The sequence below is a fragment of the Paraburkholderia sp. CNPSo 3272 genome (genome assembly GCF_024206495.1).
GTDB lineage: Bacteria > Pseudomonadota > Gammaproteobacteria > Burkholderiales > Burkholderiaceae > Paraburkholderia.
Window position 1 is genome coordinate 125,466 of record NZ_JAMBPQ010000014.1, and the last position, 26,595, is coordinate 152,060.

Consider the following 26,595-nt stretch of genomic DNA (forward strand, 5'->3'; position numbering starts at 1 on the left):
CACGCGTCGTGCATGAACGCCCCATCAACGTGTGCGCTCCTTTCGTGGTGCACGCCGACGTAAGGCCGGGGACCGCGCCATAAGCCCCGCCAATTCACTCGCGAATTCAAACAGGTGATGAAGCATGAAGCTCAAGATTGGTGCACGACTAATGGCCACATTCGGTGTGGTTCTGGCTTTTCTGTTCGCGATTTGCGTGACAGCCACCGTGCAGATGGCGCGCATGAGCGCAACGACGCAAACCATCGTCAACATTCGCGCCCAAGAACTCAAACTGGTGAACTCGATTCGAGAAGCGACGCTCAAACGGACGGTCTTGCTTTACACAGCGCTCGACGAACCCACACCTGAAGCTCAACAAGCGGCCCTCGAACAGGCGCAGGAAATTGGCGATCAGCTCCCCCCGATCTATCAAGCCATCCCTAGTCTGCTCACGACGGCCGCCGGCCACGCTAGCTTTGACCGCCTGATGCAGGCGCGTGAGCTTTATCGGGAAGCAACGAAGCCCGTGTTTGCCCAATTGGCGGCGCACGATCTTGTGGCGGCGCGCGCGGCGCTCGCGAAGGCAAGGTCGCTGCGAGTCGCCTTTTTGCAGCAGCAAGATGAGTTTCTGAATTTGGCCCAGGGCTTGATGGACAGCGCCGCGAAAAGCACCAGCGACGCGTATGACATGGCCCGCGCCATCCTGTGGGGCGCGGCCGCACTCGCGTTCGTCGTGGCATTGGCCCTGTGCACGGCGGTGACGCGTTCCATCGTTCGCCCCTTGCAGCGGGTGGTCGACGGCGCGCATGCCTTGGCGCTGGGTGACCTGCGTATCCAGATAGCCGTGAAAAGCAACGACGAACTCGGCGATCTGGCCCAGTCGGTGAACAGTGCAGTCAGCAAGCTGGCGACGCTCGTCGGCGGAGTCAAGCAAGCAGGCTTGTCCATCGCGGCCGCCACCGGGCAGGTAGCGGCAGGAAACACCGACTTGTCGCAGCGTACGGAGGAGCAAGCGGCCTCGCTCGAGGAAACGGCATCGAGTATGGAAGAGCTGACCGCGACGGTCCGGCAGAACGAGGACAATGCTCACCAGGCCAGCGCGCTGGCAAGCAGCGCATCGGCGGTCGCAGAGCGCGGCGGAGAAGAGGTTGGCCGCGTGGTCGAGACCATGCACGAGATCTCCGACAGTTCCGCCAAGGTCGCCGATATCGTCAGCGTGATCGAGGGCATCGCGTTTCAGACCAACATCCTCGCGCTCAATGCAGCAGTCGAGGCGGCCAGGGCGGGCGAGCAGGGTCGAGGCTTTGCCGTGGTGGCCGGCGAGGTCCGCACGCTCGCGCAACGCAGCGCGACGGCCGCTCGCGAGGTCAAGCAACTCATCAGCGCATCGGTGGAGCGCGTGGGTGTCGGTTCGCAACTGGTTGAGAAAGCCGGCAACACAATCCAGGAAGTCGTACAGTCCGTCAAACGGGTGACGGCCATCGTGAGCGAAATCTCGGCGGCGTCGCACGAGCAAAGCGCGGGCATTGAACAGGTCAACCAGGCTGTCAGCCAGATGGATCAGGTGACGCAACAGAACGCAGCGCTCGTTGAAGAGGCCGCTGCGGCCGCGCAGTCGATGGCTGAACAGGCCCAGGCCCTGCGCGACTCCGTGGAGGTGTTCAAGCTCGACGGTCGGTAGTGCGCGAGGCGATGATGTTGACACCTTGGGGCCGGACCTGGCACCGATACGGGGCCGGAGACGCGGACTGACAACGATTCAGACGCCATCTAGCAATTGGAGTAGCGCCTTGCCCGAGTCGCTCAGCGCAAAGCGCGTATCCACGATATCCACCAGCCCGGCGTTCTGCAGCGCGAAATAATCGGGCGTGCCTGCCGTTGCCTCGACAGGTGCAGACGCAAGCAGCAGCAGGACGGCGATTTCATGCAGACTCAGCGCCCGCCGCAGACGCGGCGCGGCGTGGGAGCGCGGCTTTGGAGTTTTCCCTTCGCTTTTCATAGACATTCAGCGTGTACGGCCGACGGTTTGCAGTGGCTTCGTCGGTCAGTGCCCGTGAATAATAGGTCTGCGTTGTTTCGCATGCGTTGCAAGGGCCGAGTCCTCCGTTACGCCTGTAACCTGCGTCTGCCATTGCGCCGCCTGACAACTGGCCCACACACTGCAAAGGGCGTCCGCGTGCGCGAGGCGGCTCCGCGCCACGTTGACTACGACCGTGGTTTGCTACACCAGCGGTTACGGATGTAATGCACGAGCGCCGAATCGCAACCGGCCAGCAATACGCGAGACCCAAACTCCAGCAAACCCCACCTGACTGGAGCAAGCACGTGGAAGCCTCTGCACTCCTGCTATCGCGGATACAGTTCGCCGCGACGGTTTCGTTTCACATCATCTTTCCGTCCTTCACCATCGGCCTCGCCGCCTGGTTGTCCGTGCTCGAGGCCATGCGCCTCGCGACCGGCAACCCGGTCTACCGGCGCGTGTTCGACTTCTGGTTGAAGATCTTCGGCGTCGCGTTCGGCATGGGCGTCGTGTCCGGCATCGTCATGGCGTTCCAGTTCGGCACCAACTGGAGCGAGCTGTCGCGCACAAGCGGCCCGATTCAGGGCCCACTGCTCAGCTACGAATCCTTTACGGCGTTCGCGCTCGAAGCCACCTTTTTCGGGGTGATGCTGTTCGGACGTAACCGCGTCAAGCCGTGGTTCTATCTGATGTCATGCATGCTCGTGGCACTGGGAACCACGCTCTCGGCTTTCTGGATCCTCGTCAACAACTCGTGGATGCAGCATCCGGTGGGCTATATCGTGCAGAACGGTGTCTACGTGCCAACCGACTGGGCCGCCATCGTCTTCAACAGCGTCGTCTGGGTTCGCTTTCCGCATATGCTTCTCGCGGCCTATCTGACCACGGCGTTCTGCGTCGCGGCCGTCGGCGCGTGGTACCTGCTCAAGGACACGAGCCGCGTCGAGGCCACCGTCATGTTCCGCATGGCACTTGGCCTTGCCGCCGTGCTCGTGCCGCTGCAAATCCTGTTCGGTCACCTGACAGGCGACTACATCCATGACGACCAGCCCGTGAAGTTCGCGGCCGTCGAAGGCCGCTGGGTCGACGAACAGCCGGCTGCCGAAGTGATCTTCGCGGTGCCCGACGTCAAGGCCGAACGCAATCGCTACGAATGGAAGATTCCGGTGCTGGGCAGTCTCATCGCCTCCAGCACGCTCGATTCGCGCGAAGTCGGCCTCAAGGACTTCCCCCTCGCCGATCGCCCGCCGATCCTCGTTCCCTTCTTCGCATTCCGGATCATGGTGGGTTGCGGGATGCTGATGCTGGCCCTCGCCTGGATCGGCACCTATATGGCGCGGCGCGGCAAGCTGGAGGAACGCAAGTGGCTCCTGTGGCCAGTCGCCCTCAGCTTCCCGCTTGGCTTCGCCGCCGTCCTCACCGGCTGGTTCACCGCTGAAGTCGGCCGGCAACCCTGGACGGTCTGGGGCGTGCTTCGCACTGCGGACGCGATGACGCCCGGACTCTCGGCTCACTTCGCCCTCGCGTCGCTCATCATGTACGTGGCCGTCTACGGCTTCATCTTCTGCTTCGGCGTCCACTACATCCTGCGCATCATTCGCGGCGGCGTTTTCAGCGGCAAGGTGCTCACCGTCTGGAACGGGCACGTCATTCCGCAGACGTACGAGCCGCGCTTGCAGACGAGCGCCGTGCACGCTTCGTCGCGCACCTCGTCGTCCAACCACTGATCAGGAGAAAATCATGCTTGACTGGTTCTGGCTGGTCGAACTCGCCTTCGCCCTCGCCGCCTACATCGTGCTCGACGGCTTCGACCTCGGCGTCGGGATTCTCAGCGGCTTCGCCGCAAGCGCCGCGCGGCGCGACCAGATGGTCGCCTCCATCTCGCCCGTCTGGGACGGCAACGGGACCTGGCTCGTGATCGCGGGCACCATTCTGTTCGGGGCGTTCCCGGCGATCTATTCGATCGCGCTCCCGGCGCTCTATGCACCGCTCTCGGCCATGCTGGCCGGCCTCATCATGCGCGGCGTTGCGATCGAATTCCGCCACAAGGCGCACGGTTCGCGCTGGGTGTGGAACCTGCTGTTGTTCGCAGGTTCGCTGCTCGCCGCGTTCGCGCAGGGCGTCGCGCTCGGCGCCTACGCCAGGGGCGTGCCTGTCGAGAACATGCACTACGCCGGCAACGGCTTCGAGTGGGCCACGGCGTTCCCGTTGTGGTGTGGTCTCGGCGCAGTGCTCTGCTATGGCCTCCTCGGGGCCGGCTGGCTGGTGCTCAAGGGCGAGAGCGACCTGCGCCAGTTTGGCTGCTCGGCTCTGAACCGCCTGACGCCGATGACGGTCCTTGTTCTCGCGGCGATGTTCGCCGCCACGCTCTTCGACCACCACGTGATCGAAGCACGCTGGCAGCTTCACCCGGCGCTTTTCGTTCTTCCGTTGCTGAGCCTTGCCACGCTGATCGGCCTGCCACTCGCCGCGCGCCGTGGCGAGGGACGCACGCCCTTCGTCCTCGCGGCGCTCAGTTGCGCGCTGCTCCTCGTTACGCTCGCGGCGTCCTATCTGCCTTACGTCGTTCCGTTCGATCTCACGATCGACCAGGCGGCCGCACCGGCCTCCAGCCAGACCTTCATGTTCTGGGGCGGCGGTCTCTTCGTCCTGCCCATCATCGTCGCCTACACCTACGTGGCGTACGCGGTATTCCGCGGCCGCGTGTCCAGCGACCATGCCTATCACTGAACCGACCATCTTGTTTGAGGAGACTGCTGCCATGAAGGTCGCCCTATTCATTCCGTGTTTCATTGACTCGTTTTTCCCCGATGTCGGCATCGCCACGCTCGAGCTGCTCGAGCGCCTCGGCTGCGACGTCGACTATCCGCTCGACCAGACCTGCTGCGGTCAGCCCATGGGCAATAGCGGCTGCGAGAAACAAGCCGCAGCCACCGAAAACCTCTTCGTGCGCAACTTCACCGGCTACGACTACATCGTCGCGCCGAGCGGCAGCTGCGTGCACCATGTCCGCGATAACCTCACGGCAGCCGATAAGACCAGCGACGCGCAAAAGGTGCGCCGCAACACCTACGAACTCGTCGAGTTCATCCACGACGTTTTGCAGGTGCGCGAATTCCCCTGGGCCGAATTTCCGCACAAGGTGGGGCTGCACAACAGCTGCGGCACGCTGCGCAGCCTGAAGACGGCAAGCATGTCGGAAATCGCGGGGCCGTTCTTCTCGAAGCCGATGACGCTCCTGAACGGCGTCAAAGGCATCGAGTTCATCAAGCCGGACCGGCCCGACGAATGCTGCGGTTTCGGCGGCACGTTCTGTGTCTCGGAGGCGCCCGTGTCGGCCCGCATGGGCGCGGACAAGGTGCGCGATCACAAGCGCAACGGCGCCGAGTACATCGTCTCGGCCGACTCCTCGTGCCTGATGCACCAGAAGGGCTGCGCGGACCGCCTCGGACTCGGCCTGAAGTTTATCCATATCGCCCAGATCCTGAACGGAGCACGAGCATGAAACGCGTCGATCATGTGGGTTTTTCGAAGAAGTTCATCGCGGACGAAAAGCACATCGAATTCCACGACAAGCGCCTGTGGGGCTTGCGCAGTGCCCGCGACATCGAAGTCCACGGTATTCCCGAGTGGGAGGAAATGCGTTCGCTCGCCTCCGCGATCAAGGAGCACACGCTCACGCATCTGCCCGACTACCTCGAGCAGTTCGAGCGCAACGCCACCGCCAATGGCGTGACGGTTCACTGGGCGAAGGATGCCGAGGAGCACAATCGCATCGTGTACGAGATCCTGAGCGGCCGTAACGCCCGGGTTCTCGTGAAGAGCAAATCGATGCTGACCGAAGAGTGCGAGATGCGCCCGTATCTCGAGGAGCGCGGCATCACCGTCGTGGAAACCGACCTCGGAGAGCAGATCCAGCAGCTCGACGACGAAATGCCTTCGCACATCGTCGTACCGGCCGTCCACAAGCTCGCGACGGACGTCGCAAAGATCTTCGCCGACAAGCTCGGCACGGATCCGAACGAAACCGACATTCCGAAGCTCGCCGAAGCCCAGCGCAACGCCACACGCCCGCTCTTCCTGAACGCGGACGCAGGCATGACCGGCTGCAATTTCGCCGTGGCCGAAACCGGCGGCATCACGGTCTGCACGAACGAGGGCAACGCCGACCTGAGCGCGAACGTGCCGTCGCTGCATATCGCCTCCATCGGTATCGAGAAGCTCATTCCGAAGCTGGAGCACCTGGGCCTCTTTATCCGGATGCTGTCGCGCAACGCGCTAGGCTCGCCCATCACCCAGTACACCTCGCATTTCCGTGGGCCGCGCGAGGGCGGCGAAATGCACTTCGTGCTCGTCGACAACGGCCGTTCCGAACGCCTCGCGATGGACGACTTCTGGTACTCGCTCAAGTGCATCAGGTGCGGCGCGTGCATGAACACCTGCCCGGTGTATCGGCGCAGCAGCGGCTTGAGCTACGGCGGCGTGTACTCCGGTCCGATCGGCGCCATCATCAACCCGACTTACGACCTCAAGAAGTACAGCTCACTGCCATTCGCATCCACCATGAACGGCAGCTGCACCAACGTCTGTCCTGTGAAGATCAACATTCACGAACAGATCTACAAGTGGCGGCAGATCATCGCCGAAAAGCACGAGCTCCCATTCGTCAAGCAGGAAGCGATGAAGGTCGCGGGCCAGGTGCTGTCCCACCCGAAGCTCTACCGCGCCGCCGTCAAAACCGCCAACAAGGCCGTTTCAACGCTGCCGCGCGTCGTTCTTTACAACCCGCTCAACGAATGGGGCAAGCAACGCGAGGTGCCCGAAGCGCCGACCGAAACCTTCCGTGACTGGTACCTGAAGAGGAACAAGAAATGAGCAGCCGTGACCTGATTCTCTCCCGTCTTCGCGAAGTGGCGCCCGCGCCGCGTCCACTGCCGGAAGTGCCGTTGTTCGACCAGCATCTGCCGCCCACGCTCGAGACGTTCAAGAAGTCGCTCGCGCGCCTTGGCGGCACCTGGTGCGATGCACCCGCCAGCGGCGATCTCGAAGCCCTGATCCGTTCGCGCTTCCCGCAGGCCCGCGTGGTCTGCTCGGCCGTGCCGGAAGTCGAGGGCACCCGCCGAATCGAGGACGTGGAGCGTCCACACGATCTCGAAGATGTGGACGTGGGCATCGTCCGTCCCGCCTTCGCGGTCGCGGAGACTGGCTCGATCTGGCTGAGCGAGCACGAGTATCGCGTCAATGCGCTCGGCTATCTCTCGCAGCATCTCGTGGCGCTCGTCGATCCGTCCGATATCGTCGACAACCTCCATCACGCCTATCACCGCCGGGAGTTCTTCGAGGCGCGCTACGCGTGCCTCATGAGCGGGCCGTCGGCGACGGCGGATATCGAGGGCGTGCTGATCCGCGGGGCGCAGGGCATCCGGTCGCTGACCGTGATTTCCGTGCCTCGTGTGAACGCGGCACGATAACCGGACCCGCAAAATGCAGCTCTTCGCGAGCGGCCGCGACCAACTGCTGCGTTTCTGGCACCACGGCCGCCACCAGCTACCCATGGCGGACGCCTTGCGGGGCGGCGTGATCTGCGTCGCGCCCGCCGTGCTGGCCGTCACGCTGCACATGCCGCTGCTGTGCTGGTCCGCGATCGCCGCGTTCTGGACGTGCCTCGCAGACGAACCTGGCCGGCCCGGCTTTGAACGCCATTGCAAGGGGCTCGTGTTCGGCGTGGCCGGAGCGCTCGCGTCGGCCTGCGCGATCGCGGCGCATGCGCTCCCCGTCCTGTCGATTGCCGTGGTCGGCGCGGTCGCCTACGCGGGCGCGTCCGTGCGTGCGCGAGGTCCGGCGTCGGGCCTGCGCGGCCTGCTTACCGCAACGGCCTGTTCAGTATCCGCTTGTTTCCCGGCGCATGGCATCGACGCCGCTACTCGCTACGCCGGCTTCTATCTGGTCGGCAGCGTATGGGCGACGCTCGCGGGCGGCAGCCTTTGGCAGACCGGCCGCACGAAGCGCGCGCAGCAGGCAACGCTCGCGTATCTTCATGCGATGTCTTTGCTCGTCAACCGCCTCGGATATGCAGCCCAGGGCAACCGGGCGCGCCTCGAACAAGGGCGCGCCGAGCTGCGCACGAAGCTCGATGCGATGACGGCGGCCATCGCAAATTGCTGCGGCGAAGCGCCTTCGGCGTGCACGCGGTGGGTCGACGACGCGGAGCAGGCGATAGCCCTGCTCGCGGGCCTGGAAACGTTGCTCGCCGGCGGCCACGATGCCGCCCGGCGTGAAGCAGCCCGCCTCCTCGCGCCCGGCTACGTCCAGCTCGCCTTGCAGATCGACGCGAGTGCGGCACACTTGCGGGACGGTCCTGGCGCATTGCCGAGCGTCGTCGAGCAGCGCCTGGCGCGCGTGCAACAAACCTTGCGTGCCTGTGAGCCGGCCTGGCTGTCGACCCACGGGCCCGGCGAGGGATTGACATGGCTGCGGGCCAATCTCGATCTCCTCGAGCGCCTCGCCGTTCTGCTCGCTCGCGACGTGCGCATGCATGCTGCGCGGGTAGTCGCAGCAGGCGCACGCGGGGCGCCGCCCGAGCGTCCACGCCCAGGCCGTTTGACCGCGCGGATCGCGGAACTCGCCGCCCGCAATGCGTACGCCCGGTACGCTGCGCGCCTGTCCGTTGCAGCCATGCTCGCGGTTACCTTCGCACGCCTCTCGGGCCTGCAACAGGGTTACTGGCTGGCGCTCACCACGATGTTCATCCTTCAGCCCACGCTTTCGCAAACGGTGAAGGTGTCCGGGCTGCGCATCGGCGGGACGCTGCTGGGCGCAGTGCTGGCCACGGCGCTTTCGTTTCTGGTTCACGACCCGCTGCTGCTCGCGCTCGTTGTGCTCCCGCTCGCCACCGGAACGTTGGCGGCGCGCGCAGTGAGCTACTTCTCATACATCCTGTTCCTGACCTCGCACTTCATCCTGGTCGCGCATCTCGGCACGCCCGCCGGGGCGCCCTGGGCTCTGGCTATCGCGCGGGCCGAGCTCAGCGTGGCGGGTGTGCTCGTCGGCTTCGTCGTCAGCCTCTTCGCTTGGCCCGATCGCGAGCGCCATCGGCTCGGCAGCAGCGCGGCGCGCGCGCTGGAGGGCACGGCCGCGTATCTCGACGCGGTTGCGCGCCGTCTCGCCCAGCCCGTGCCGCGCGGGGGCGAAACGCTCAGAAAGCTGCGGCGACGCGCGTGCCTCGATATCGACACGCTCGAAGCCACGATCGGCGCCACGCGATTCGAGTCGCTGGTCGTGGATCAACAGGTTGCGTGCGCCAGTGTGCTGATGCAGCGTCTGAGAACGCTGGTCGGCGCGCTGTGCCCGCTCGAATATGTCGATGCGATGCTCGATGACACGGAACGCGCACGGCTCTCCGGACTCGCCCAGAGGGCGCACGCGTGGCTCACGCACGATGCCTGCTCCGGCGACCTTCTCCAGCACCCGGGCGAGGACTCGCGACCTCGGGCATCGTCATGCCACGTGCGCGAGATCGAACGCGAAGTCAGCGAAAGCGCGTGTGTCGCGCACCTGCTGCGCTCCCGCGTGCTGCGCTGAGGCTAGCGATCCTTGGCTTTCCGGCTATGCGTGCGACCCATCCGGACGCAGCCCATACCAGGACCGTTCACAGGGCACGGTGACCCTCAGTGGTCTGATCGACGGCGGCCTCGCCTACGTGGACGATTTCGGAGGCAGCCGGGGGCACGCGCTCGCTGCAGGCGAAATCGGGCGATATCAACGTCAACCGCCCGTCTCTCTCGCCTGAAGCCAGATTTCAATTGCAACATCGCCGCGGCGGCGCGAAACAACGCAGTAATGGCGCACTCGCACAATCCGTGGCACTTCGCGGCGATTCACAGGGCAAGCCGGCACTGCGCCGGGGCCGAACGCGCCGCCAACCTCCAGCCTTCGGATACGGTTTATGAACCTCTTGCAGAACATGCGGACATTCGTGCGCGTCGTGGACACGGGCAGCTTCACGGCGGCGGCGGATTCGCTTGAGTCGAGCGCGGCGTCGACATCGAGAGCAGTCAGCGAACTGGAGCAACACCTCAAAGTCCGGCTGCTGACGCGCTCCACGCGCCGCATCGCATTGACCGATGCGGGGCGCACCTACCTCGACCACTGCCGGGAGATCGTACGCGCAGTCGACGAAGCCGAGCAGGAGGTCTCCGAGGCAGGCAGTCTCGCCCGCGGCATGTTGCGCGTCCATAGCTTCGCGAGCTTCGGACAGCACTACATCGTTCCCGCCATCCACGCGTATCGCCGCCTGTACCCCGAAGTGAGGATCGATCTGCAGCTCTCACAAACCTTGCCCGATCTGTTCGACGGCACCTGCGACACGTCGATTCTCGCGGTCTCCGGCCTGCCGGACTCGGAAATCGTCATGCACCGGCTGGGTTCCAGCTGCAGCATCCTTTGCGCGTCGCCACGGTATCTGAACGCGCACGGCACGCCCCTGCATCCCGGCGACCTGATCGACCATGACTGCCTCGCCCTCAGCACACCCACGTTCTCGTCCCGCGAATGGGTGCTCGAAAAGGCGGCCAGCGGCAAAACCGAAAACATCGCGATCAACAGCGTACTTCGCATCAATATCGCCGAGTCGCTGGCAGCGGCAATCCGCGCGCACATGGGCATCGGCCCGTTGCCCGTCTACTCGGCCCTCGCCGGCTTGCGCGCAGGCACACTCGTGCGCGTGCTGCCCGAATACACGCTGCAGAGCAAGGACATCTGCGCGCTCTTTCCGTCGCGCCGATACGTCGACGCAAGAACGCGGACATGGTTGGACTACATGCGCGAGTATCTTCCCTCTGCGCTCGCACGCGATCAAGCAGTGCTCGCGAGCCTCAGCAACAATCGCGACTCGCAGCCGGCACGCCCAGCTTTCACGCCCGAACACGGCGCACTCGCGATGTCCTAAGCCGACCACGAGGAGCGGCCTCTCTGACCGGCGAATGAAGCGCGCCGGGCGTGACGAAAGCCTCGCCACGGACCAGGTGCGCCGCGCTCAAATCTCCACCGCGCCGCCGTCATCCCAGGTGGCGGCCTTGCTCAGCCTTTCCACCGCGACGGAGAAAACATAGCCCGCGCCCCGTTCGGTCTTGATGTATTTCGGCCGCGACGCGTTCTCCTCGATTTTGCGGCGCAGGCGCAGAATCTGCACGTCGATCGAACGGTCGTAGACGTCGTCGTACAGCCGGCTCGCTTCGAGCAACTGTTCGCGCGTCAGCACGCGGCCCGGCGAAGCTAGAAGAGCACTGAGAAGCGAGAACTCGCCGTTGGTGAGCGGCACGTTCTCGCCCGCAGGCGAGGTGAGCTTGCGCGTGCCGAGGTTGAGCTCCCAGCCCGAGAAGCGGTATGCGCGCGCGTCGAGCTGACGCCCGCTCGCGGCAACCGCGGCTGCCGAGCGGCGCAGCAGTGCGCGCACGCGCGCGAGCAGCTCGCGGGAACTGAAAGGCTTGGTCAGGTAGTCGTCGGCGCCGAGTTCCAGCGCCATCACGCGGTCCGCTTCGTCGCGACGGCCCGACACCACGATGATGGGCAACGTGGACTGTTCGCGAATCCTGCGTGCGATTTCGATGCCATCCTCGCCCGGCAGGCGCAGATCGAGCACCACGAGATCGATCGCATGCGCTTTCAGCGCCTCGGCCATTTGCTTGCCGTTGGCCGCGACGCTCACGCGCATTTCGTTTTCGCGCAGATAGGCGGCGATGAGATCGCGCACCGCCTCATCGTCGTCGACGACAAGTACGTGAGGAAGATTGATCTCGTTCATAACGTAACGCGCAAGTCTTCGGTTAACCGGGCAAATTATAGCGGCATCGGGACGCACGGCGACCGGCCTCCCGGCACGCAATACGTCTGATGATTGCTCCCGCTTTCGCGCAATGTCCCGATGCCTCGAGGGCAATGCGGATGATTAGTGGTTCTTATCAGGCCAGAATCCCGCTTTTCACCACGGCACCCACGCGGCACCGGGGCGACACGCAAATGACCGAGGTCCCCGCTCAGCGCGACGACTCGCGTGTCAGGGCGTCGGTGACTGCCTCGGTCAAATCGGCACGCAACACCGGTTTCTTGAGCACCGCGCGTACGCCGAGCGAGCGCGACTCTTCCTCGACGAGGTGGGTGCCGTAACCGCTCATGAGCAGGACCGGCAGGTCGGGGCGCACCGCGCGGATCTGCCGGATCAGGTCGATGCCGGTCATTTCCGGCATCGCATGGTCCGTCAGCACGAGATCGAAGCGCTGCGGCTCGGCGAGGAACGCCTCCAGCGCCTCGCTCGGCGAAGAAAATCCGAGCGGCTCGTAGCCGAGTTCGGCCAGCAGATCCTCGCACAGCTCCACCAGCGCACGTTCGTCGTCCACCAGCAGCACCGTTTCCCCGTTTCCGCGATGCGCCTCGATGGCGGGCGCCGGTGGCGCGGCCGGCCGCTGCGCCGACACGGGCAGATAGATGTTGAATTGCGTGCCGCTCCCGAGCTCGCTGCGCACTTCGATCGCGCCGCCATACTCCTTGACGATGCCGTCCACGAGCGAAAGCCCGAGACCTGTTCCGCCTATGGTCTTGCGGGTCGTGAAGAACGGATCGAACATCCGCTCCTCGACCTCCGGGCTGATGCCCGCTCCAGAATCCGCGACCCCAATGCACACGTAGTCGCCAGGCTGGAGCGTGCCCGAATGCAGCGCGCGGGCTTCACCAATAGCGACTTCGCGCGCCGACACGGTGATCGCCCCCCGCCCCTCCAGCGCATGACGCGCGTTGCTGCACAGATTCATCACCACCTGATGGAGGTGCGTAGGATCTCCCAGCACATAGGCCTGCGGCGCATCGAGCCGGAGAGCGACCTGCACCTCGGGCGACAGGCTCGCCTTGAAGAGATCCACGGTCTCGACGAGGACCGGCTCCACATGCACCGGCAGCCGCGCCGTCATGCCGCTGCGGCTGAATGCGAGAATCCGCTCCACCAGCAGGCTGGCGCGCATGCCTGCGTTGAGCACCTGCTGGGCGTCGCGCCGCAGCGGCGAGTCTGCGCCGAGCGCGCGGAAGACGCGCTCGCCGTAGCCCAGAATCGCGCTGAGGATGTTGTTGAAATCGTGTGCGATGCCGCCTGCGAACGTGCCGAGCGCCTCGAGCTTCTGGGATTGGCGCAATTGCGCCTCCAGTCTCAGGCGTTCGGCCTCGGCCTCGCGGCGCGCACTCACGTCGTCGATCACGGCGACCAGCGTCCCGCCCAGCGCGCCGGTTTCGGACAGCCGCGAGATGGTGATTTCTGTCCAGATCACCCGGCCGTCCCTGTGGAGATAGCGCTTCTCGAACTTGACAGTGGAGCGCTCGCCGCGCTCGAGCTCCGCGACTTTCGCGCGCGTGAGCTCGATGTCGTCGGGATGCGTGATATCGGAGGGGGCCAGTTGATGCAGTTCATCCAGCGAATAGCCAACCATGCGCTTGAAAGCAGGATTCGCGACCATGTAAGGCTGATGGGGCAACAGCATCACGATCCCCACCGGTGCCTCGTCGAACACGGCGCGCCAACGCTGCTCGCCGGCCCGCAGTTCGCGGTTGGCCAGTGCCTGACGGCGAACCTGACGCACCATCACATACAGCAGCACGAGAACGAATGACGAGATTGCCAGCGTGCGCGCAAGTGTCGCCCAGGTGTTGCGGCGCCACTCGCGCAGGATATCCGCGCGCGGACGGCCTACATCGATGGTCAGCGGATAGCCCGGCACCGCGGATTGCGCGGTCTCGAAGTCGTTCAACGCCTCTTGCCCAAAGGAAGCGCTCACCGCGCAGCGAAAGCCTTTTGCGGCGTCCTTGCCTGCCACCGTGATAATCAGGTGTTCATCGCGCGCTATGCCCGCAAGCCGGGCGAGCAGCGCGGCGCAGTCGATGTTGGCCACGATCGGGACGACGCCCCGTCCGTTCTTTGCGGCGAGGCGAACGAGCAGAGGGAACGTCGCCTCGCCGGCAGGCGGCGAGGCGGCGGCCTGCGCAGTCGACGGCCAGCACGAGCGTTCCCATGCGGCGCCTGCGTGCGCCTCGTCGACGATGTCGTGCTCGAACCCGCAGCCACCAGCTGCGAGCGAGCGAATTTGCGGAATGCGCGCCCGTGCCCGCTGCTCGAAGGCCGCGAACGCGTCATTGGCGGTCGAGCCGGGCCTCAAGTCGGCCTCGTGCTGCAGCGTCGCCGGGATACGGTCGATCGTGCTGCCGATCTGGTCCGCCAGCAGGCGCGCGACGAGTTCCACCGTGCGCTGGCCCGCGGCAAGGCTGGTTTGCCGGTCCTGGCGAACGTTGTAGAAGGCGGCCACGCAGACGAGCGCGACAAGCAGCAGGCCGCCCGCGACGGTCGTGCGGTGACGGCTGTGCATCGGCCAGCCGTCGTATGCACCGTCGGGTCCGCCGGGGTCCGGCGTGAACGGAGTTCGCGCAGCAGGCTTCACTGGACGGGTTCGCCCATGAGTTGTCTTACATTGGCGACGAGCGCGTCGCAGTCGAGCGGCTTCGCAAGCACCCGGTCGGCGCCCAGTTGCCGCGCGACGGAGGCCGCTGTGGCCGCATTGAACCTGAAACGGCCCGAGATGGCAATAATCCGCGCATCGGGATGACGCGTGCGCAAGGCGCGCAGGCTTTCCGCGCCGTCGGTCTTGGGCTCGCCAAGGTCGACCACCAGCAGCCGCGCTGGCGCGCCCGCATGGGGCCCAGCGAGCGACGCTGTCGCCGCGAAGCCTGCATCGTGCAGCGTCGCGACGATCAGATCGCGCATCACCGGATCGTCCTCGATAACAAGAATTTCGTCCGCGCTCACAGTTTTCCCTTGCCTCGCCGCCACGCGCACCTAGCGCAGGCTGGCAACACGATGCTAGATGAGCGCGGTTAGCCGCCGGTTTCGGGCCGCACACTGCAAGATTACAACTGAAACATTCTCCCGCCGAGCCTCGCGCGCAGCGGCCGCGCATGGCGACGCACCGGGGGAATGCCCCGGTGCCGCGCCATCATGCGGTGTCGACTGCACGACTTCAAGCCGCTCAGCTGCCGAAGTAGATATTGCAGAACGACACGGGACCGACGCATTCGTCCTTCTTCGGGGCCTGCTGTTCCGGCGCGGCGCGGCCCGCCGACTGCGCCACCGATTGTGCGCCGTTGTTCGACGCGGCCTGGGCGCTCGCGGCGGCGGCCTGAGGCTGGTTGCCCTGAGCGTGAGCGACGGCGGCGCAGAGGGACAGTGAGAGAACGAGGTATTTCAGGGATTTCATGACTGGACTCCAGACAAGCAGCAAAACGTGCTGCAACGGGAAAAACTATAAGACGTCGCGGCGTCCTAATTAAGTGAGCACTACGGAAAGGATTCTTTCGCATGCGTCGCACATGTCGCATGTGGCGCAATGGCGTCAGCACCGGTTGCCGTCCTGACGGTGAAACGGCGCGTCCGGGTCGAGCAGCGCACTGCGCATCAGGTAGAGGTCGGCCGAAAGCTGCTGTAGCGCGGCCTGACGCGGCCCTTGCGCGGCCGTTTCCAACTCGCCTGCCACCTCGTCCAGTGCGCGGCCCGCTGCGCGCACGGCCAGCGCGGTGCGTCGTGCATCGGGGCGTTCGAAGACGTCCGCGGCCCGCCGGCCGGCCTGTTCGACCCAAAGCAACCAGCGGGGCCGCTCCGATGGGCGCAGGGGGACCAGCGTTACGAGGTCCCTGCGCAGATCCAGCAACGCCTGCCCCACTTCGAGCGTGGCTAGAAGCCAGTGCCGGGCTTCGTCGTAGCGCCGCGTGCCCGGTGTCAGGAGCAAGCGCAACTGAGACGAGAGATCGTGAGTGCGCGAACGAAAACGCGCATCTGCCCCCTCCAGCCGGGTTTTCCATGCGAACGCCACTTCGCGGCGCAGATCGCGCTGGATGCGGCTCACGACCCACGGCGCCTGAAACGGAAACACGATCATCACCACGATCACGCCGACGAAGAGCGCGGCGACAGCGGCGAGCCCGTTGTTGAGCAGTGCGTCCGGCGCGTAGCCCATCAGGTTGTCCGGGCCGGCGAAGACCAGGAAGAACACGCCCAGCCCGATGCCGTAACCCGACGTGGCCGGCCGGCTCGCGAGGAATGCGCTGCCTGCGACGATCGGCAGGAGCGCCACGCAGAGCAGTGGAAAACCATCGATGGCGGGGTAGACAAAACAGACATAGAGGTAGCCAAGCGCCACGGCCGCCGCGGCGCCCAACGTAATCTGCAATGCAAGCTTTGCGGGGCGCGGAGCGGCCGAAGTCAGACCCGCGACGATCGCAGCCGCGATCACAGCGAATCCGCCGCTCGGCCATGCCGTGAACAGCCAGAACGCACCAGCGGCGCCCACGGTCAGCGCGTTGCGCACGAAAGTGAGCGCGACCACGTAGGAGCTGGTCCGCACAGACGTGGCGGCAGCGCGCGGCGAGGGCCCCGGGCCCGCGCCCGTGGCGCCCGCATCGAGGTAGTCGAGCAGATTGCGCAGAAGCCGGCGCAGCGCTTCGCGCGCGGTCCGCGCCTCCACGGCCGAAGAGCTCGGCCCACGACCAGCTGCCGCCGCCACTTCCTGCGCAACGGGGGCGAGCGAGGCGGCAAGACGCGCCAACGCCGTTACGGACTGCGGATCGGGTGCGTCGTCGGAAAAACCATCACGCAACCGGTCGATCAGATCCGCCGCCTGCAGCAGCGACGGCCGCACCCCCTCTATCAGCGCAGCCGCGCCCGTGCTCTCGAGTCGTTCGATCTGCTGCTGCAGCATGTGCAGCCGTGAACAGATCGCTGCATATTCGCTGTCGACCGTGGCGAGCCGCTGGCTGCGCAAGCGCAGGTTCGGGTCTTCGTATGAGGCGAACGTCCGCGCGGCTTCGAACCCCGCGATGCTGCCCGCGAGCCGCGCGAAGCGCTGCTGGAACACGGTATCGTCGCAACGGCCCGCAAGCACGTCCGCGCACAGTTCGAGAATCGCACTGCGGCGCTGGCGCTGGCCGTGCATCAGCGCGGTGCTCGCACGAACCGGGAAGACAAGCGCGCTAATCGCAGCCGAACTGAGAATGCCGATGGTCACTTCCGCCGCGCGCGTGAGCGACGCGATGAACAATGCATAGGGATGCGTGACCACTGGTATGCCGACGAGCACCGCCGTATATCCGGCGAGAACGAACGCGTACCAGCGAAAATGCCGGAAGCGCACGGCGAGCGCCGTGCACGTGGCGGTCCACAGCGTCAGCACCGTCAGATACAGTTCGGGCTGCTGAGGAAACAGCGCACCGAAGACCACGGCGGCCGCCGCGCCCGCCGCTGTGCCGAGCACGCGGTAGAAACTCTTGGCGAGCACCATGCCGGTCACAGGCTGCATGAGCACGAACACAGTCACCATCGCCACGCGCGGTGCCGGCAGTTCGAGCGCCATCGCCACGCCCAACGCGATGAGCGCCGCACACGTGGTCTTGAAGAGATGCAGCCAGATCAGGCCGTCGCGGGCGGCGAAATCGGCCATGGCGCGGCGCAGACGCGTCGAAAAGAACTGGTTTGGGGCGCGGGGCGCTGGCGATTCGGAGACCGGTCGGAAAGTCACGATTGTATTCAGGGGCGTCGCCTGGCGCCGGGCAAGCCGCGCGAATCGACTCTCGATGCGCCCGGTTCGCGTCGGCACAGGGGGATGGAGCCGAACGCACGCCCCGTCTCTCGCGCGGCGTGCACTGGCAACAGAGAATCGGCCGCCACCGTTGCAGCGCGATTTCGGGGGCCAGGAGCTTTCGTTACAGTTGAAACAACGGAGGAGCAATGCCTCGGTCGGCGCGCGCGGCCGAACTTCGTTTCATTTGAAACGCGCCGCATGCGGCGCTGAAACGGCCTCGAAACTGCAGCCCTGGAGAATCCGCACACTGACAAACTCACGATTGCACACCGTCGCATGAACACCTTCCACAACATGCAGATCCTGGTCCGTGTGCTCGATACGGGCAGTTTCACCTCCGCCGCGGCGTCGCTCGACGTGAGTCTCGGTACCGCGTCGCGGGCAGTCAGCGAACTAGAGGAGCATCTGCGCACGCGCCTGCTGCACCGATCCACGCGCCGCATCTCCCCGACGCCCGAAGGACTGGCCTACGCCGAACATTGCCGAAGGATCCTGGCCGACGTGGTGCGGGCCGAAGACGACACCTTACGCGCCGCCGACCACCCGAGCGGACTCCTGCGCGTGCACAGCTTCGCGAGCCTCGGACATAGGCACATCATGCCTGCGCTCCAGGCCTACCGGGCACGCTATCCCAATGTGCAAGTGGAACTGAGCCTCTCGCAGACGCTGGCAAATCTCTTCGACGGCACCTGCGATACATCGGTCGTCGCTTTTTCGCCGCCACCGGACGCCAACCTCGCGTCGCACCGCCTGGGCTGGTCGCACAGCATACTTTGCGCCTCACCTGACTACCTCGCCGCGCACGGCGTCCCGCAATCGCCGGACGATCTGAGGTTGCACGACTGCCTGACGCTTCGTACCACCACTTCGTCCTCGCAACCGTGGCGACTTGAAGGTCCCGACCGGGTGCCCGTTACGCTCGCGGTCGACAGCGTGGTCAGCATTAATATTGCCGAATCGCTTGCAACGGCTGTGCGCGAGAGTATGGGTATCGCGCCGCTGCCCGCCTACGCCGCACTCGACGAGTTGCGCGACGGCACGCTCGTGCGCGTGCTGCCCCAGTACACCATCGATACGCGCGAAGTCTGCCTGCTTTATCCGTCGCGCCGGTTTGTCGATGCGCGCACACGATCGTGGATCAATTTCATTTGCCACTGGCTCCCCCCTCGTCTCGAGAAAGACGATTCGGCATTGATCGAACTCGCATCGGACACCGAAGCAACAGGCATCGCGGCCTGAACGGAACCATCGATACAGCCCCAGTCCCTTCCCCCTCACGCAAGCAGCAACGAAGCGCCGCCCCGGTGCCGCACGCCCGCGCACTTCGCCGCATCCACGAAATCGCGCACCACCTTCGAGTGGTCGTCGTAACGGTAAGCGAGCAGTACGCGGGCCGTGGGCTGCGTACCCTTGATCTCATGGTACGTCACGCCTTGGTGATGGAGATCGCGAATCGAATTCGGCACGATGGTCACGCCGAATCCCGCCGCAACCATGCTCACGGCCGACGCCACCTGCGTGGATTGCTCGCCCAGCTGCGGACTGAAACCGCAGTGCTGACAGGCGGCGATCACGTCGTCGTACAGCAACGGCGCGATGGCGCGCGGGAACATGATCAGACGCTCCTGCGCAAGCGCATCGAGCGGCACGCTGTCCTCGTGCGCCAGCGCGTGCCGCGCAGGCAGAACGATCAGCATGTTCTCGTCGAGTAGGGGCTCGAGCTTCACGAGTTCCGTTGTCTGCACGGTCTGGCGAATGATGGCGACGTCGATGCGCTTCTCGGCGAGGTCTTCCATCAGCGCCGAAATATTGCTCTCCGACGGCGAAATCGACACCTGTGGGTGCGTTTGCCGGAAGGACGCCATGACATCCGGGATGACCGGATGAAATACGATCGAGCTGGCCAGGCCAACCCGTATGCACCCGCTCTGCCCTCGCGCCGCACTCAGTGTGCGGCACTTCGCCTGCTCCACGAGTTCGAGGATACGCACGGCGTCTTCGTAAAGCACGCATCCCGCGTCCGTGAGTTCGACGCCCCGCGTGAGGCGCCGAAAGAGCGGCGCACCCATTTCCCGTTCCAGCTTGTGAATCTGTTGGCTGATCGGCGGCTGCGCCATGCCGAGACGCTCTGCTGCACGCGTGAAGTGCCGCTCTTCCGCAACGGCGACGAAGTACTTCAGATGGCGAAACTCCATATCGAACTCATATCAAAAACGACTGTTCGCAATATTAGACGCCACAGCGCCTGGGAAACATACTTTCTCCATCGCAACACTCTTTCAGGAAACCGCATGATCAACCCGAATCCATGCTCGTGTGTCAGCGACATCGCACGATCATTCACACGTTTTGTGCGCGACGGCCAAACGGAAAGCGAGTTGTACCAGACCTCGCTGATGAGCGCCCTCATCGACGGCGTGTATGACGGCGACATGACGATCGAAGAACTGCTCAAGCATGGCGACTTCGGCCTCGGCACTTTCAACGAACTCGACGGCGAACTCGTCGCATTCGACAGCGAGGTGCACCAGTTGCGCGAAGACGGCAGCGCCCGCGCGGTCAGCCCCGATCAGAAAACCCCGTTCGCCGTCGTAACCCACTTCCGTCCGACGATGTTCGGCTCGCTGAACGAGCCGCGCACGAAGCACGAGGTTCAGGCCGTCATCGATGAGCTGATCGGCTCGCCCAACGTCTTTTGCGCGTTCCGCATCGACGGTCAGTTTTCGCGTGTCGAGACGCGCACGGTGCCGCGCCAGACCCTGCCGTACCGTCCGATGCTCCAGGCGATCGAGCGTCAGCCCATCTTTGCGTTCGAGGAAACCTCCGGCACGCTCGTCGGCTTCCGCTGCCCCGAATACGTCCAGGGCATCAACGTTGCCGGCTTTCACGTTCATTTCATCACCGACGACCGCAAAGGCGGCGGCCACGTGCTGGACTACCGCCTGATCGAAGGCAAGGTCGAGGTGGCGCGCATCTCGAGATTGCGCATCGATTTGCCCAGGACGGACCACTTCGAGCGCGCCACGCTGCACTCCGAGGACATGGCAAGCGCCATCGAAGCAGCGGAAGGCTAAACGCCGAACACGAGAATCGCGCATCGGCACCGGTGGCGCGACCCGATTCAACATCTGATATGGATAGCATTATGCTCAGGAAAACTAATCAAGCAAACCAGACATGGACTTGCGGCGCCGACCTCGTCGTCGCCAACCTCGAAGCCCGAGGCGTCCAGCACGTCTTCGGCATTCCCGGCGCGAAGATCGACCGCGTGTTCGACTCGCTCGTCGACTCGACGATTGAGACCGTCGTAGTCCGCCACGAAGCGAACGCTGCGTTCATGGCAGCGGCCGTCGGCCGCCTGACGGGACAGGCGGGCGTCGCGCTCGTCACCTCGGGCCCCGGCTGCTCGAACCTGGCCACGGGCCTCGCCACGGCCACCTCCGAAGGCGACGCCATGGTCGCGATCGGCGGCGGCGTGAAGCTCGACGACCGCCTGAAGCAGGTTCATCAGACCATGGACACGGTGGCGATGTTCAAGCCCATCACGCGCTACGCCGCGGAAGTGGTCACCGGCTCGACGATCTCCGAGGTGATGAGCAACGCGTTCCGCGCCGCAGAGGGGTCCCGCCCGGGCGCTTCGTTCGTCAGCCTTCCGATGGACATCGTCAATGCGCCGACGCAAGGCGACGTGCTGACCGAATACGTGCCGCCGGCGCTTGGCGCCGCGGCCGCCGAGGCGCTCAGCGAGGCCGCCGGGCTGATCCGCAACGCACGCAATCCCGTGCTGCTGGTCGGTCTGCTGGCGAGCCGCCCCGAGAACGCCGACGCGATCCGCGAGTTCGTGACCCGTACCAACATCCCGGTAGTGGGCACGTATCAGTCCGCAGGCACCATCGACGCTGAAAATTTTAGCCGCTTCGCGGGACGCGTCGGCCTCTGGAACAACCAGCCGGGCGACGTGCTGCTCGAACAGGCCGACGTGATCGTGACTGTCGGGTACAGCCCCGTCGAGTACGATCCGCCACTCTGGAACAAGGACGCGAGCCGCCCGCTCATCCATGTGGACGTGCAACCCGCCGACACCGACCGCTATTACCGGCCTGCGGTAGAGCTTATCGGCGACATCGCGAAAACGATGACGCAACTCGCCGCGGAAGTCCCGTCGCGCACGACCTCGCCGCAGTTCGAGAGCGTGCTGACGACGCTGGCCGGCGCGCGTCTCGCGCTTGCACAAAAGGCAGCCACGCTCGGCGGCAGCCCCGTGCACCCGCTTCGCATCGTCAAGGAGTTGCAGGACGTGGTGGGCCCGGACACGACGATGTGCGTCGACATGGGCAGCTTTCATATCTGGATCGCGCGTTACCTCTATAGCTTCCGTGCGCGCCAGCTTCTCATCTCGAACGGCCAGCAGACGATGGGTGTCGCCCTGCCGTGGGCCATTGCCGCGTCACTCGTGCGCCCCGGCCAGAAGGTGATTTCCGTGTCGGGCGACGGCAGCTTCATGCAGTCGAGCATGGAGCTCGAAACGGCGGTGCGCCTGAAGAGCAACATCGTCCACGTCATCTGGGTCGACAACATGTACAACATGGTCGAGATCCAGGAAGTGAAAAAGTACAAGCGCCGCTCCGGCGTGGAGTTCGGTCCGATCGACTTCAAGGCCTATGCCGAATCGTTCGGTGCCAAGGGCTTCGCGGTCGAATCCGCCGATTCGCTTCGCGCGACGCTGCGCGCTGCCATGCAGGTGGAAGGTCCCGCCGTGGTCGCGATTCCCGTGGACTACTCAGACAACCCGAAGCTCATGGAGCCGCTGCGTACGGACTACCTGATCTGAGCGCTAACGTGACAACGGCCGGCCTGCGAGAGCGCGCCGGCCGTTGCTGATTATTCAAGTTGAAGCAGCGCTGTGAGCGCAATGAGAAGCATGAGTACAACATATGCCGCATCGCCCGCCCCTGCCGCGGTGGCAACGGCGGGTAAAACGCGTGTAGGCGTGGTCTGGCTCGGAAGCATGGGGGCGGCCATTGCCGGGAATCTTGCCAGCGCGGGATTCGCGACGGTCTTGCTCGACCGTGACCTGCGCAAGGCCGAGCGAGCCGCGCGAGGCGACGCAGTCGCGACGAACGACTGGCAAGACCTCGCCGACTGCGAATTCGTCATCACGATGCTGCCTGGCGACGGCGCGGTCCTCGACGTCGCCCTCCAGCTCTCGAACGTGCTGCCAACCTACGCGGTCCACGTGTCGATGAGCACGGTCGGTGGGGAAACGGCGCGTGAACTCGCCGATCTGCATCACGCGCTCGGTCAGCAATATGTGTCGGCGCCGGTGCTTGGCAATCTGCGGCTCGCGTCTTCGCGCGATCTTCTCGTGCTCGCCGCCGCCGACAGCGAAACGCTGGAGCGCTGCATGCCGCTCCTCGAGTGCCTCGGCCGGCACGTCGTCGTCATCAGCGAGCACGCCGAAGAAGCAAACCGCATCCAGCTCGTCATCGATCACGCTCCTGAGGTGGCCGGAGTGGAGACCGGGCACGCCATCGTTTGATGACCTAAGGGGTGTCGCATTGGGCTCGCTCACTTGAACGAAGCGTCCAGTGGAACTGGTCGCTTCGTTCGGTATCGCGAGACTGGCACCACCGAGCGCGACAACCCGGACACATGAAATCCTGAATTCGCTCATTACCGCGATGAGTCGACTCCCCGACCCCCAGGAGGTAGTGGGTGACATCGAAATCGGGGTGGCTTTGCAACAGCCTGCAGGACACACCAAGCTGGGCTTTATCGATCGCCATGCCGGTTCCCTCGCGAAACACGACTTGTTGTGGTTGTGTCGCAGTAACGCGGGAGCGCCAGAATGCGTGTCTTGTGAAACGGCACTGGTCCCACGAATGAAGAAGGCATCACCAACGCGGCGAACGGCCCTTGCTCCAGCAATAGCGAAGGCTCTGAAGCGACTGCACCATCCGCTCGATGTTATTCTGAGGTGCGTGCGCTGGTACGTGGCCTACGGGCTGAGCCTGCGAAATCTCGAAGAGGTGATGGCTGAGCGTGGCATCGATGTTGATCATTGAACCGTGCACAGGTGGGCGATGAAGCTGCTGCCCGTTCTGGAATCGTTCCAGATAACAGTGTTCACGATTCTCGAGTTCCCTCAGGCGGCCGTATTGCGCCGCCCTTTCCCTTCCCGGGTTGCGTTCGCCTACGCGAACTACAGGCGCACCATTTCAAAATCGCGCTTGCCGACACGGCGCAACGGACAAACCCAGTCTTCCGGCACGTCTTCCCAAGCGTTTCCCGCCGCAATGCCGTCTTCTGGCACGCCCTCGGCTTCGCTGTAGATCCAGCCGCGCAGACCCACAGCCGCGTGGCCCTGCGCGCCGCGCACGGTGTGTGACAGATGACCGCAGCGTCAACATCACTATAGATACATTGCTGACCGGCCAGAACAGCGCCAGCAAAAATCAGCTTTGCACAAAGGCGATAGCGCCACTGGCGACCCGGCGGTACGCTTCGACCAAATCGCATCCATGAAACCCATGACATTAAGCGCACCGGCAACACCGGCAAGGGCGCTAGCGAGGCCGGCCTCTACGAATGACGAGTGGCGGGTATCGGCCCCATCCGGCGTCGTCGTGAAGAGATTGATCATGAAACGGCTTTAAGAGCTTCAGCTGGGCATAGTATCGGAGTCGTTGTCGGTTTGTGGGCAGCGGAGGTTGTACTGCGGGATATGCGCCCCAGCGCTCACCATGTTGCCAATATGTCGACTGCCAATGGAATGCCCTGCCGGGTAAAGGAGAATTGCGCGACTGGGGCAACGCAATTGGTCGATTGGCTCTGCTTTTGTTGTTATAAATGCAGTTGAATATCAGCATTCCGATGTTTTTTTAAGAGTATTCATGAAGCTTTCACGACGTACCTTGCTGGGCCATGGTTTGGCACTTCCCTTGAGTTTTGGCCTTTCGCCGCTCCTCGCCCTCCGGTCCGCGAGGGCGAGCGCCGCCCCAGCATCTCTCGCGATTGTGATGAATTCGGGTGAGGCCAGCGTATCCGTGATTGACATGACCTCGCGCGAAGTCATCCGCACCCTGCCGACGATGCGTGAACCAAGCCACTGGGCCCTTTCTCCGGACAGAAACAGGCTATATATCGCGGACGCGAGTGGCAACGCGCTATTCATCGTCGATCCGCGCAACGGCACATCGCTCGGACATAAAGTCATTGCTGACCCCTATCAACTGGGCTTTACACCCGACCACCGTTATCTGGTCATCAACGCGCTGCGCATCAACTACGTCGACGTCTACCGTGCCGACGACCTCACACTGGTCAAGCGCTTCTCGCCAGGGGAAATGCCAAGCCATCTCGACTTCTCACCGGATTCCCGCTGGAGCTTCAACTCGATGCAGGAGTCCAGCACGCTGGTCTCCTTCGACTTGACGAACATGACCATACGCTGGAAGGCGAAACTCGGCTCGACGCCTGCGGGCGTACTCTGGCACAACGGCAAAGTGCTCGTTTGCGTCATGGGTGCAGACCACGTGGCCGAGGTCGACCCTGTCACGGGCAACGTGCTGCGACGTATAAAAACAGGCATCGGCCCGCACAACCTCTTCCTGACACCGGATCGCCAGACGCTGTATGTCACCAACCGCGTTGGCGGCTCGCTGGCTGCGCTCGACGCGACCACGCTCGAGCTTCGACGCACCTACCCGCTGCACGCGGGCGGCCCCGACGACCTCAGCGTTGCGCCAGACGGCAAGGTCTGGGTCACGCTGCGATTCCGCGAACAGGTTGCCGTTCTTGATCCCGTCAGTGGCCATTACGACACGATCGACGTGGGCCGCTCGCCGCACGGTATCTTCCTCACCCCGCAATTGAACCATCCCGGCTACGTTTCGGCCGAACTTCTCTAGGATGCACGATGCTCGTATTTCTCGACAGATGGTTCAGCATGCTAGCCGGCGTGATCGATACCTATGCCATTCTGCCGGTGCTCTACCATTTCGGCTGGATGGAATGGGAAGAGTTGTCGTTCGACTGGGCACTCATCGGCGTCTACGGCTTCTTTGCCGTCGTCGTCACGTATGCGGTGTGCTGGCCGCTCGAAGCATTCTTTCCCATCGAGCGATGGGAAAGCAGGAAAACCGTCTTCGTCGATGCGCTCTATACCGTCGTTAACCGCGTGGGCGTGCTGCCCGTCTTCAGCTTTCTGCTCTTCTATCAGGTTCAGGTGTGGGTGAACGGCTTCGTGGTCGCGCATGGCTATATTCCGCCGACCCTCGAAATGCTCATCCCGCCGCTCCTCGGCCACCCCGTCATCACCTTCGTTGCCTATGCGCTCATACTCGACTGTGCCGATTATTGGCGTCACCGCCTGTCGCACACGTACCGCAGTTGGTACGCACTGCATGCGTTGCACCACGCACAACGGCAAATGAGCTTCTGGTCGGACGACCGAAACCATATGTTCGACGACGTCATCGCCGGTGTCTGGTTCGGTGTGGTGGGTCTCGCGATCGGTATTCCGCCGCTGCAGTTTCCGTTGCTGTTTCTCTTCATGCGCTTCATCGAGAGCCTCAGCCACGCCAATATCAAACTTTCGTTCGGGCGGTTCGGGGATCGTATTATCGTTTCGCCGCGTTTCCACCGCCTGCATCACGGCCTGCGTGCAGCCGGCCGGAACTCATGCAATTACGGCGCCGTGTTTCCGATTTGGGACATCGTGTTCCGCACTGCCGATTTCTCCGATGAATACCCTCCCACGGGGGACAGACGCGCGCCCGAATCGATGGCCAGTGGCGGCTACCTGGCTCAGCAGATGGGAGGACTGCAGTTTTTTGTTCAAGAATGGCGTCGCGCGAACCGGTCGCGACGCCGCACGTGACGTGCAAATGAGATGGGGTTCCCGGCGCACCGCCGTGAGCTCCGCTGACG

The 26,595-nt window shown here is 64.3% G+C and carries 22 protein-coding genes and 1 pseudogene; 15 read left to right on the forward strand and 8 right to left on the reverse strand.

Translation table 11 applies throughout. From position 1 onward, the window contains the following. Nucleotides 1-124 precede the first annotated feature (124 nt). On the forward strand, nucleotides 125-1,663 hold the full coding sequence (locus M3I53_RS38220) for a methyl-accepting chemotaxis protein (RefSeq protein WP_302057731.1): 1,539 nt from the start codon (nucleotides 125-127) through the stop codon (nucleotides 1,661-1,663). Between the two features lie 78 nt (nucleotides 1,664-1,741). Here M3I53_RS38220 and M3I53_RS19025 read toward each other — a convergent pair whose 3' ends face one another. Then, on the reverse strand, nucleotides 1,742-1,987 hold the full coding sequence (locus tag M3I53_RS19025) for a hypothetical protein (protein WP_254317429.1): 246 nt from the start codon (nucleotides 1,985-1,987) through the stop codon (nucleotides 1,742-1,744). Nucleotides 1,988-2,307: 320 nt separating this feature from the next. On the opposite strand from M3I53_RS19025, the gene M3I53_RS19030 reads away from it, so the two are divergent. The 7 genes from M3I53_RS19030 to M3I53_RS19060 all read left to right on the forward strand — a co-directional run bounded on the left by M3I53_RS19030 (nucleotide 2,308) and on the right by M3I53_RS19060 (nucleotide 10,949). Then, nucleotides 2,308-3,729 (forward strand): cytochrome ubiquinol oxidase subunit I, encoded by a 1,422-nt coding sequence (locus tag M3I53_RS19030; protein ID WP_254317430.1) that lies wholly within the window; start codon nucleotides 2,308-2,310, stop codon nucleotides 3,727-3,729. Between the two features lie 13 nt (nucleotides 3,730-3,742). Then, nucleotides 3,743-4,732 (forward strand): cytochrome d ubiquinol oxidase subunit II, encoded by a 990-nt coding sequence (gene cydB / locus M3I53_RS19035; protein ID WP_254317431.1) that lies wholly within the window; start codon nucleotides 3,743-3,745, stop codon nucleotides 4,730-4,732. A gap of 31 nt (nucleotides 4,733-4,763) precedes the next feature. Continuing rightward, on the forward strand, nucleotides 4,764-5,507 hold the full coding sequence (locus M3I53_RS19040) for a (Fe-S)-binding protein (protein ID WP_254317432.1): 744 nt from the start codon (nucleotides 4,764-4,766) through the stop codon (nucleotides 5,505-5,507). Beyond that, nucleotides 5,504-6,877 carry a lactate utilization protein B gene (locus M3I53_RS19045; protein WP_254317433.1) on the forward strand — a complete coding sequence of 458 codons (1,374 nt, stop codon included), beginning with the start codon at nucleotides 5,504-5,506 and terminating at the stop codon, nucleotides 6,875-6,877. The genes M3I53_RS19040 and M3I53_RS19045 overlap by 4 nt, the downstream gene beginning before the upstream one ends. Next, nucleotides 6,874-7,473, forward strand: a complete 600-nt coding sequence (locus tag M3I53_RS19050; protein WP_254317434.1) for an LUD domain-containing protein — start codon at nucleotides 6,874-6,876, stop codon at nucleotides 7,471-7,473. Before M3I53_RS19045 ends, M3I53_RS19050 begins: the two co-directional genes overlap by 4 nt. Nucleotides 7,474-7,486: 13 nt before the next feature. Continuing rightward, nucleotides 7,487-9,583, forward strand: a complete 2,097-nt coding sequence (locus tag M3I53_RS19055) for an FUSC family protein (RefSeq protein WP_254317435.1) — start codon at nucleotides 7,487-7,489, stop codon at nucleotides 9,581-9,583. 364 nt (nucleotides 9,584-9,947) lie between these two features. Then, nucleotides 9,948-10,949 carry a LysR family transcriptional regulator gene (locus tag M3I53_RS19060; RefSeq protein WP_254317436.1) on the forward strand — a complete coding sequence of 334 codons (1,002 nt, stop codon included), beginning with the start codon at nucleotides 9,948-9,950 and terminating at the stop codon, nucleotides 10,947-10,949. 87 nt (nucleotides 10,950-11,036) lie between these two features. Here M3I53_RS19060 and M3I53_RS19065 read toward each other — a convergent pair whose 3' ends face one another. The 5 genes from M3I53_RS19065 to M3I53_RS19085 all read right to left on the reverse strand — a co-directional run bounded on the left by M3I53_RS19065 (nucleotide 11,037) and on the right by M3I53_RS19085 (nucleotide 17,523). Then, on the reverse strand, nucleotides 11,037-11,804 hold the full coding sequence (locus tag M3I53_RS19065) for a response regulator (protein WP_254317437.1): 768 nt from the start codon (nucleotides 11,802-11,804) through the stop codon (nucleotides 11,037-11,039). A gap of 232 nt (nucleotides 11,805-12,036) precedes the next feature. Continuing rightward, entirely contained in the window at nucleotides 12,037-14,475 is a 2,439-nt protein-coding gene (locus M3I53_RS19070) for a PAS domain-containing sensor histidine kinase (protein ID WP_254317438.1), read from the reverse strand. Further along, nucleotides 14,472-14,870 carry a response regulator gene (locus tag M3I53_RS19075; RefSeq protein ID WP_309249529.1) on the reverse strand — a complete coding sequence of 133 codons (399 nt, stop codon included), beginning with the start codon at nucleotides 14,868-14,870 and terminating at the stop codon, nucleotides 14,472-14,474. The genes M3I53_RS19070 and M3I53_RS19075 overlap by 4 nt, the downstream gene beginning before the upstream one ends. Nucleotides 14,871-15,060: 190 nt before the next feature. Next, nucleotides 15,061-15,288: a hypothetical protein gene (locus M3I53_RS19080; RefSeq protein ID WP_254317440.1), complete on the reverse strand. Its 228-nt coding sequence runs from the start codon at nucleotides 15,286-15,288 to the stop codon at nucleotides 15,061-15,063. A gap of 135 nt (nucleotides 15,289-15,423) precedes the next feature. Continuing rightward, a complete protein-coding gene (locus M3I53_RS19085; protein WP_254317441.1) occupies nucleotides 15,424-17,523 on the reverse strand; it encodes an FUSC family protein in 2,100 nt (699 codons plus the stop codon). Nucleotides 17,524-17,940: 417 nt separating this feature from the next. Between M3I53_RS19085 and M3I53_RS19090 the strand changes: the two genes are divergently transcribed. Continuing rightward, nucleotides 17,941-18,903 carry a LysR family transcriptional regulator gene (locus tag M3I53_RS19090; RefSeq protein WP_254317442.1) on the forward strand — a complete coding sequence of 321 codons (963 nt, stop codon included), beginning with the start codon at nucleotides 17,941-17,943 and terminating at the stop codon, nucleotides 18,901-18,903. A gap of 35 nt (nucleotides 18,904-18,938) precedes the next feature. On the opposite strand, the gene M3I53_RS19095 is transcribed toward M3I53_RS19090, so the two are convergent. Continuing rightward, the gene (locus tag M3I53_RS19095; protein ID WP_254317443.1) at nucleotides 18,939-19,859 is read right to left on the reverse strand and encodes a LysR family transcriptional regulator; all 921 of its coding nucleotides are present in this window, start codon (nucleotides 19,857-19,859) and stop codon (nucleotides 18,939-18,941) included. Between the two features lie 96 nt (nucleotides 19,860-19,955). Between M3I53_RS19095 and budA the strand changes: the two genes are divergently transcribed. From budA to M3I53_RS19115, 4 genes and pseudogenes are all read left to right on the forward strand, one after another. Further along, on the forward strand, nucleotides 19,956-20,738 hold the full coding sequence (gene budA / locus M3I53_RS19100; protein WP_254317444.1) for an acetolactate decarboxylase: 783 nt from the start codon (nucleotides 19,956-19,958) through the stop codon (nucleotides 20,736-20,738). Between the two features lie 71 nt (nucleotides 20,739-20,809). After that, nucleotides 20,810-22,495, forward strand: a complete 1,686-nt coding sequence (alsS, locus tag M3I53_RS19105) for an acetolactate synthase AlsS (protein ID WP_254317445.1) — start codon at nucleotides 20,810-20,812, stop codon at nucleotides 22,493-22,495. Between the two features lie 90 nt (nucleotides 22,496-22,585). Further along, nucleotides 22,586-23,203: an NAD(P)-dependent oxidoreductase gene (locus tag M3I53_RS19110; protein WP_254317446.1), complete on the forward strand. Its 618-nt coding sequence runs from the start codon at nucleotides 22,586-22,588 to the stop codon at nucleotides 23,201-23,203. Nucleotides 23,204-23,546: 343 nt separating this feature from the next. Beyond that, a pseudogene (locus M3I53_RS19115) lies at nucleotides 23,547-23,726 on the forward strand (IS6 family transposase); the annotation flags it as partial. A gap of 140 nt (nucleotides 23,727-23,866) precedes the next feature. Here the strand turns inward: M3I53_RS19115 and M3I53_RS19120 are convergent. After that, nucleotides 23,867-24,043: a rubredoxin gene (locus M3I53_RS19120; protein ID WP_309249530.1), complete on the reverse strand. Its 177-nt coding sequence runs from the start codon at nucleotides 24,041-24,043 to the stop codon at nucleotides 23,867-23,869. 514 nt (nucleotides 24,044-24,557) lie between these two features. Here M3I53_RS19120 and M3I53_RS19125 point away from each other — a divergent pair. Then, on the forward strand, nucleotides 24,558-25,574 hold the full coding sequence (locus M3I53_RS19125) for a beta-propeller fold lactonase family protein (RefSeq protein ID WP_254317448.1): 1,017 nt from the start codon (nucleotides 24,558-24,560) through the stop codon (nucleotides 25,572-25,574). Nucleotides 25,575-25,582: 8 nt separating this feature from the next. Next, entirely contained in the window at nucleotides 25,583-26,545 is a 963-nt protein-coding gene (locus tag M3I53_RS19130) for a sterol desaturase family protein (protein ID WP_254317449.1), read from the forward strand. The last annotated feature ends 50 nt before the right edge of the window (nucleotides 26,546-26,595 follow it).

What these genes read in the sequence shown, in the direction of transcription:
- M3I53_RS38220 (WP_302057731.1), top strand. Translation starts at nt 125, where the DNA reads ATGAAGCTCAAGATTGGTGCACGACTAATGGCCACATTCGGTGTGGTT.
- M3I53_RS19025 (WP_254317429.1), bottom strand. Translation starts at nt 1,987, where the DNA reads ATGTCTATGAAAAGCGAAGGGAAAACTCCAAAGCCGCGCTCCCACGCC.
- cydB (WP_254317431.1), top strand. Translation starts at nt 3,743, where the DNA reads ATGCTTGACTGGTTCTGGCTGGTCGAACTCGCCTTCGCCCTCGCCGCC.
- M3I53_RS19040 (WP_254317432.1), top strand. Translation starts at nt 4,764, where the DNA reads ATGAAGGTCGCCCTATTCATTCCGTGTTTCATTGACTCGTTTTTCCCC.
- M3I53_RS19045 (WP_254317433.1), top strand. Translation starts at nt 5,504, where the DNA reads ATGAAACGCGTCGATCATGTGGGTTTTTCGAAGAAGTTCATCGCGGAC.
- M3I53_RS19050 (WP_254317434.1), top strand. Translation starts at nt 6,874, where the DNA reads ATGAGCAGCCGTGACCTGATTCTCTCCCGTCTTCGCGAAGTGGCGCCC.
- M3I53_RS19055 (WP_254317435.1), top strand. Translation starts at nt 7,487, where the DNA reads ATGCAGCTCTTCGCGAGCGGCCGCGACCAACTGCTGCGTTTCTGGCAC.
- M3I53_RS19060 (WP_254317436.1), top strand. Translation starts at nt 9,948, where the DNA reads ATGAACCTCTTGCAGAACATGCGGACATTCGTGCGCGTCGTGGACACG.
- M3I53_RS19065 (WP_254317437.1), bottom strand. Translation starts at nt 11,804, where the DNA reads ATGAACGAGATCAATCTTCCTCACGTACTTGTCGTCGACGACGATGAG.
- M3I53_RS19080 (WP_254317440.1), bottom strand. Translation starts at nt 15,288, where the DNA reads ATGAAATCCCTGAAATACCTCGTTCTCTCACTGTCCCTCTGCGCCGCC.
- M3I53_RS19085 (WP_254317441.1), bottom strand. Translation starts at nt 17,523, where the DNA reads ATGGCCGATTTCGCCGCCCGCGACGGCCTGATCTGGCTGCATCTCTTC.
- M3I53_RS19090 (WP_254317442.1), top strand. Translation starts at nt 17,941, where the DNA reads ATGAACACCTTCCACAACATGCAGATCCTGGTCCGTGTGCTCGATACG.
- M3I53_RS19095 (WP_254317443.1), bottom strand. Translation starts at nt 19,859, where the DNA reads ATGGAGTTTCGCCATCTGAAGTACTTCGTCGCCGTTGCGGAAGAGCGG.
- budA (WP_254317444.1), top strand. Translation starts at nt 19,956, where the DNA reads ATGATCAACCCGAATCCATGCTCGTGTGTCAGCGACATCGCACGATCA.
- alsS (WP_254317445.1), top strand. Translation starts at nt 20,810, where the DNA reads ATGCTCAGGAAAACTAATCAAGCAAACCAGACATGGACTTGCGGCGCC.
- M3I53_RS19110 (WP_254317446.1), top strand. Translation starts at nt 22,586, where the DNA reads ATGAGTACAACATATGCCGCATCGCCCGCCCCTGCCGCGGTGGCAACG.
- M3I53_RS19125 (WP_254317448.1), top strand. Translation starts at nt 24,558, where the DNA reads ATGAAGCTTTCACGACGTACCTTGCTGGGCCATGGTTTGGCACTTCCC.
- M3I53_RS19130 (WP_254317449.1), top strand. Translation starts at nt 25,583, where the DNA reads ATGCTCGTATTTCTCGACAGATGGTTCAGCATGCTAGCCGGCGTGATC.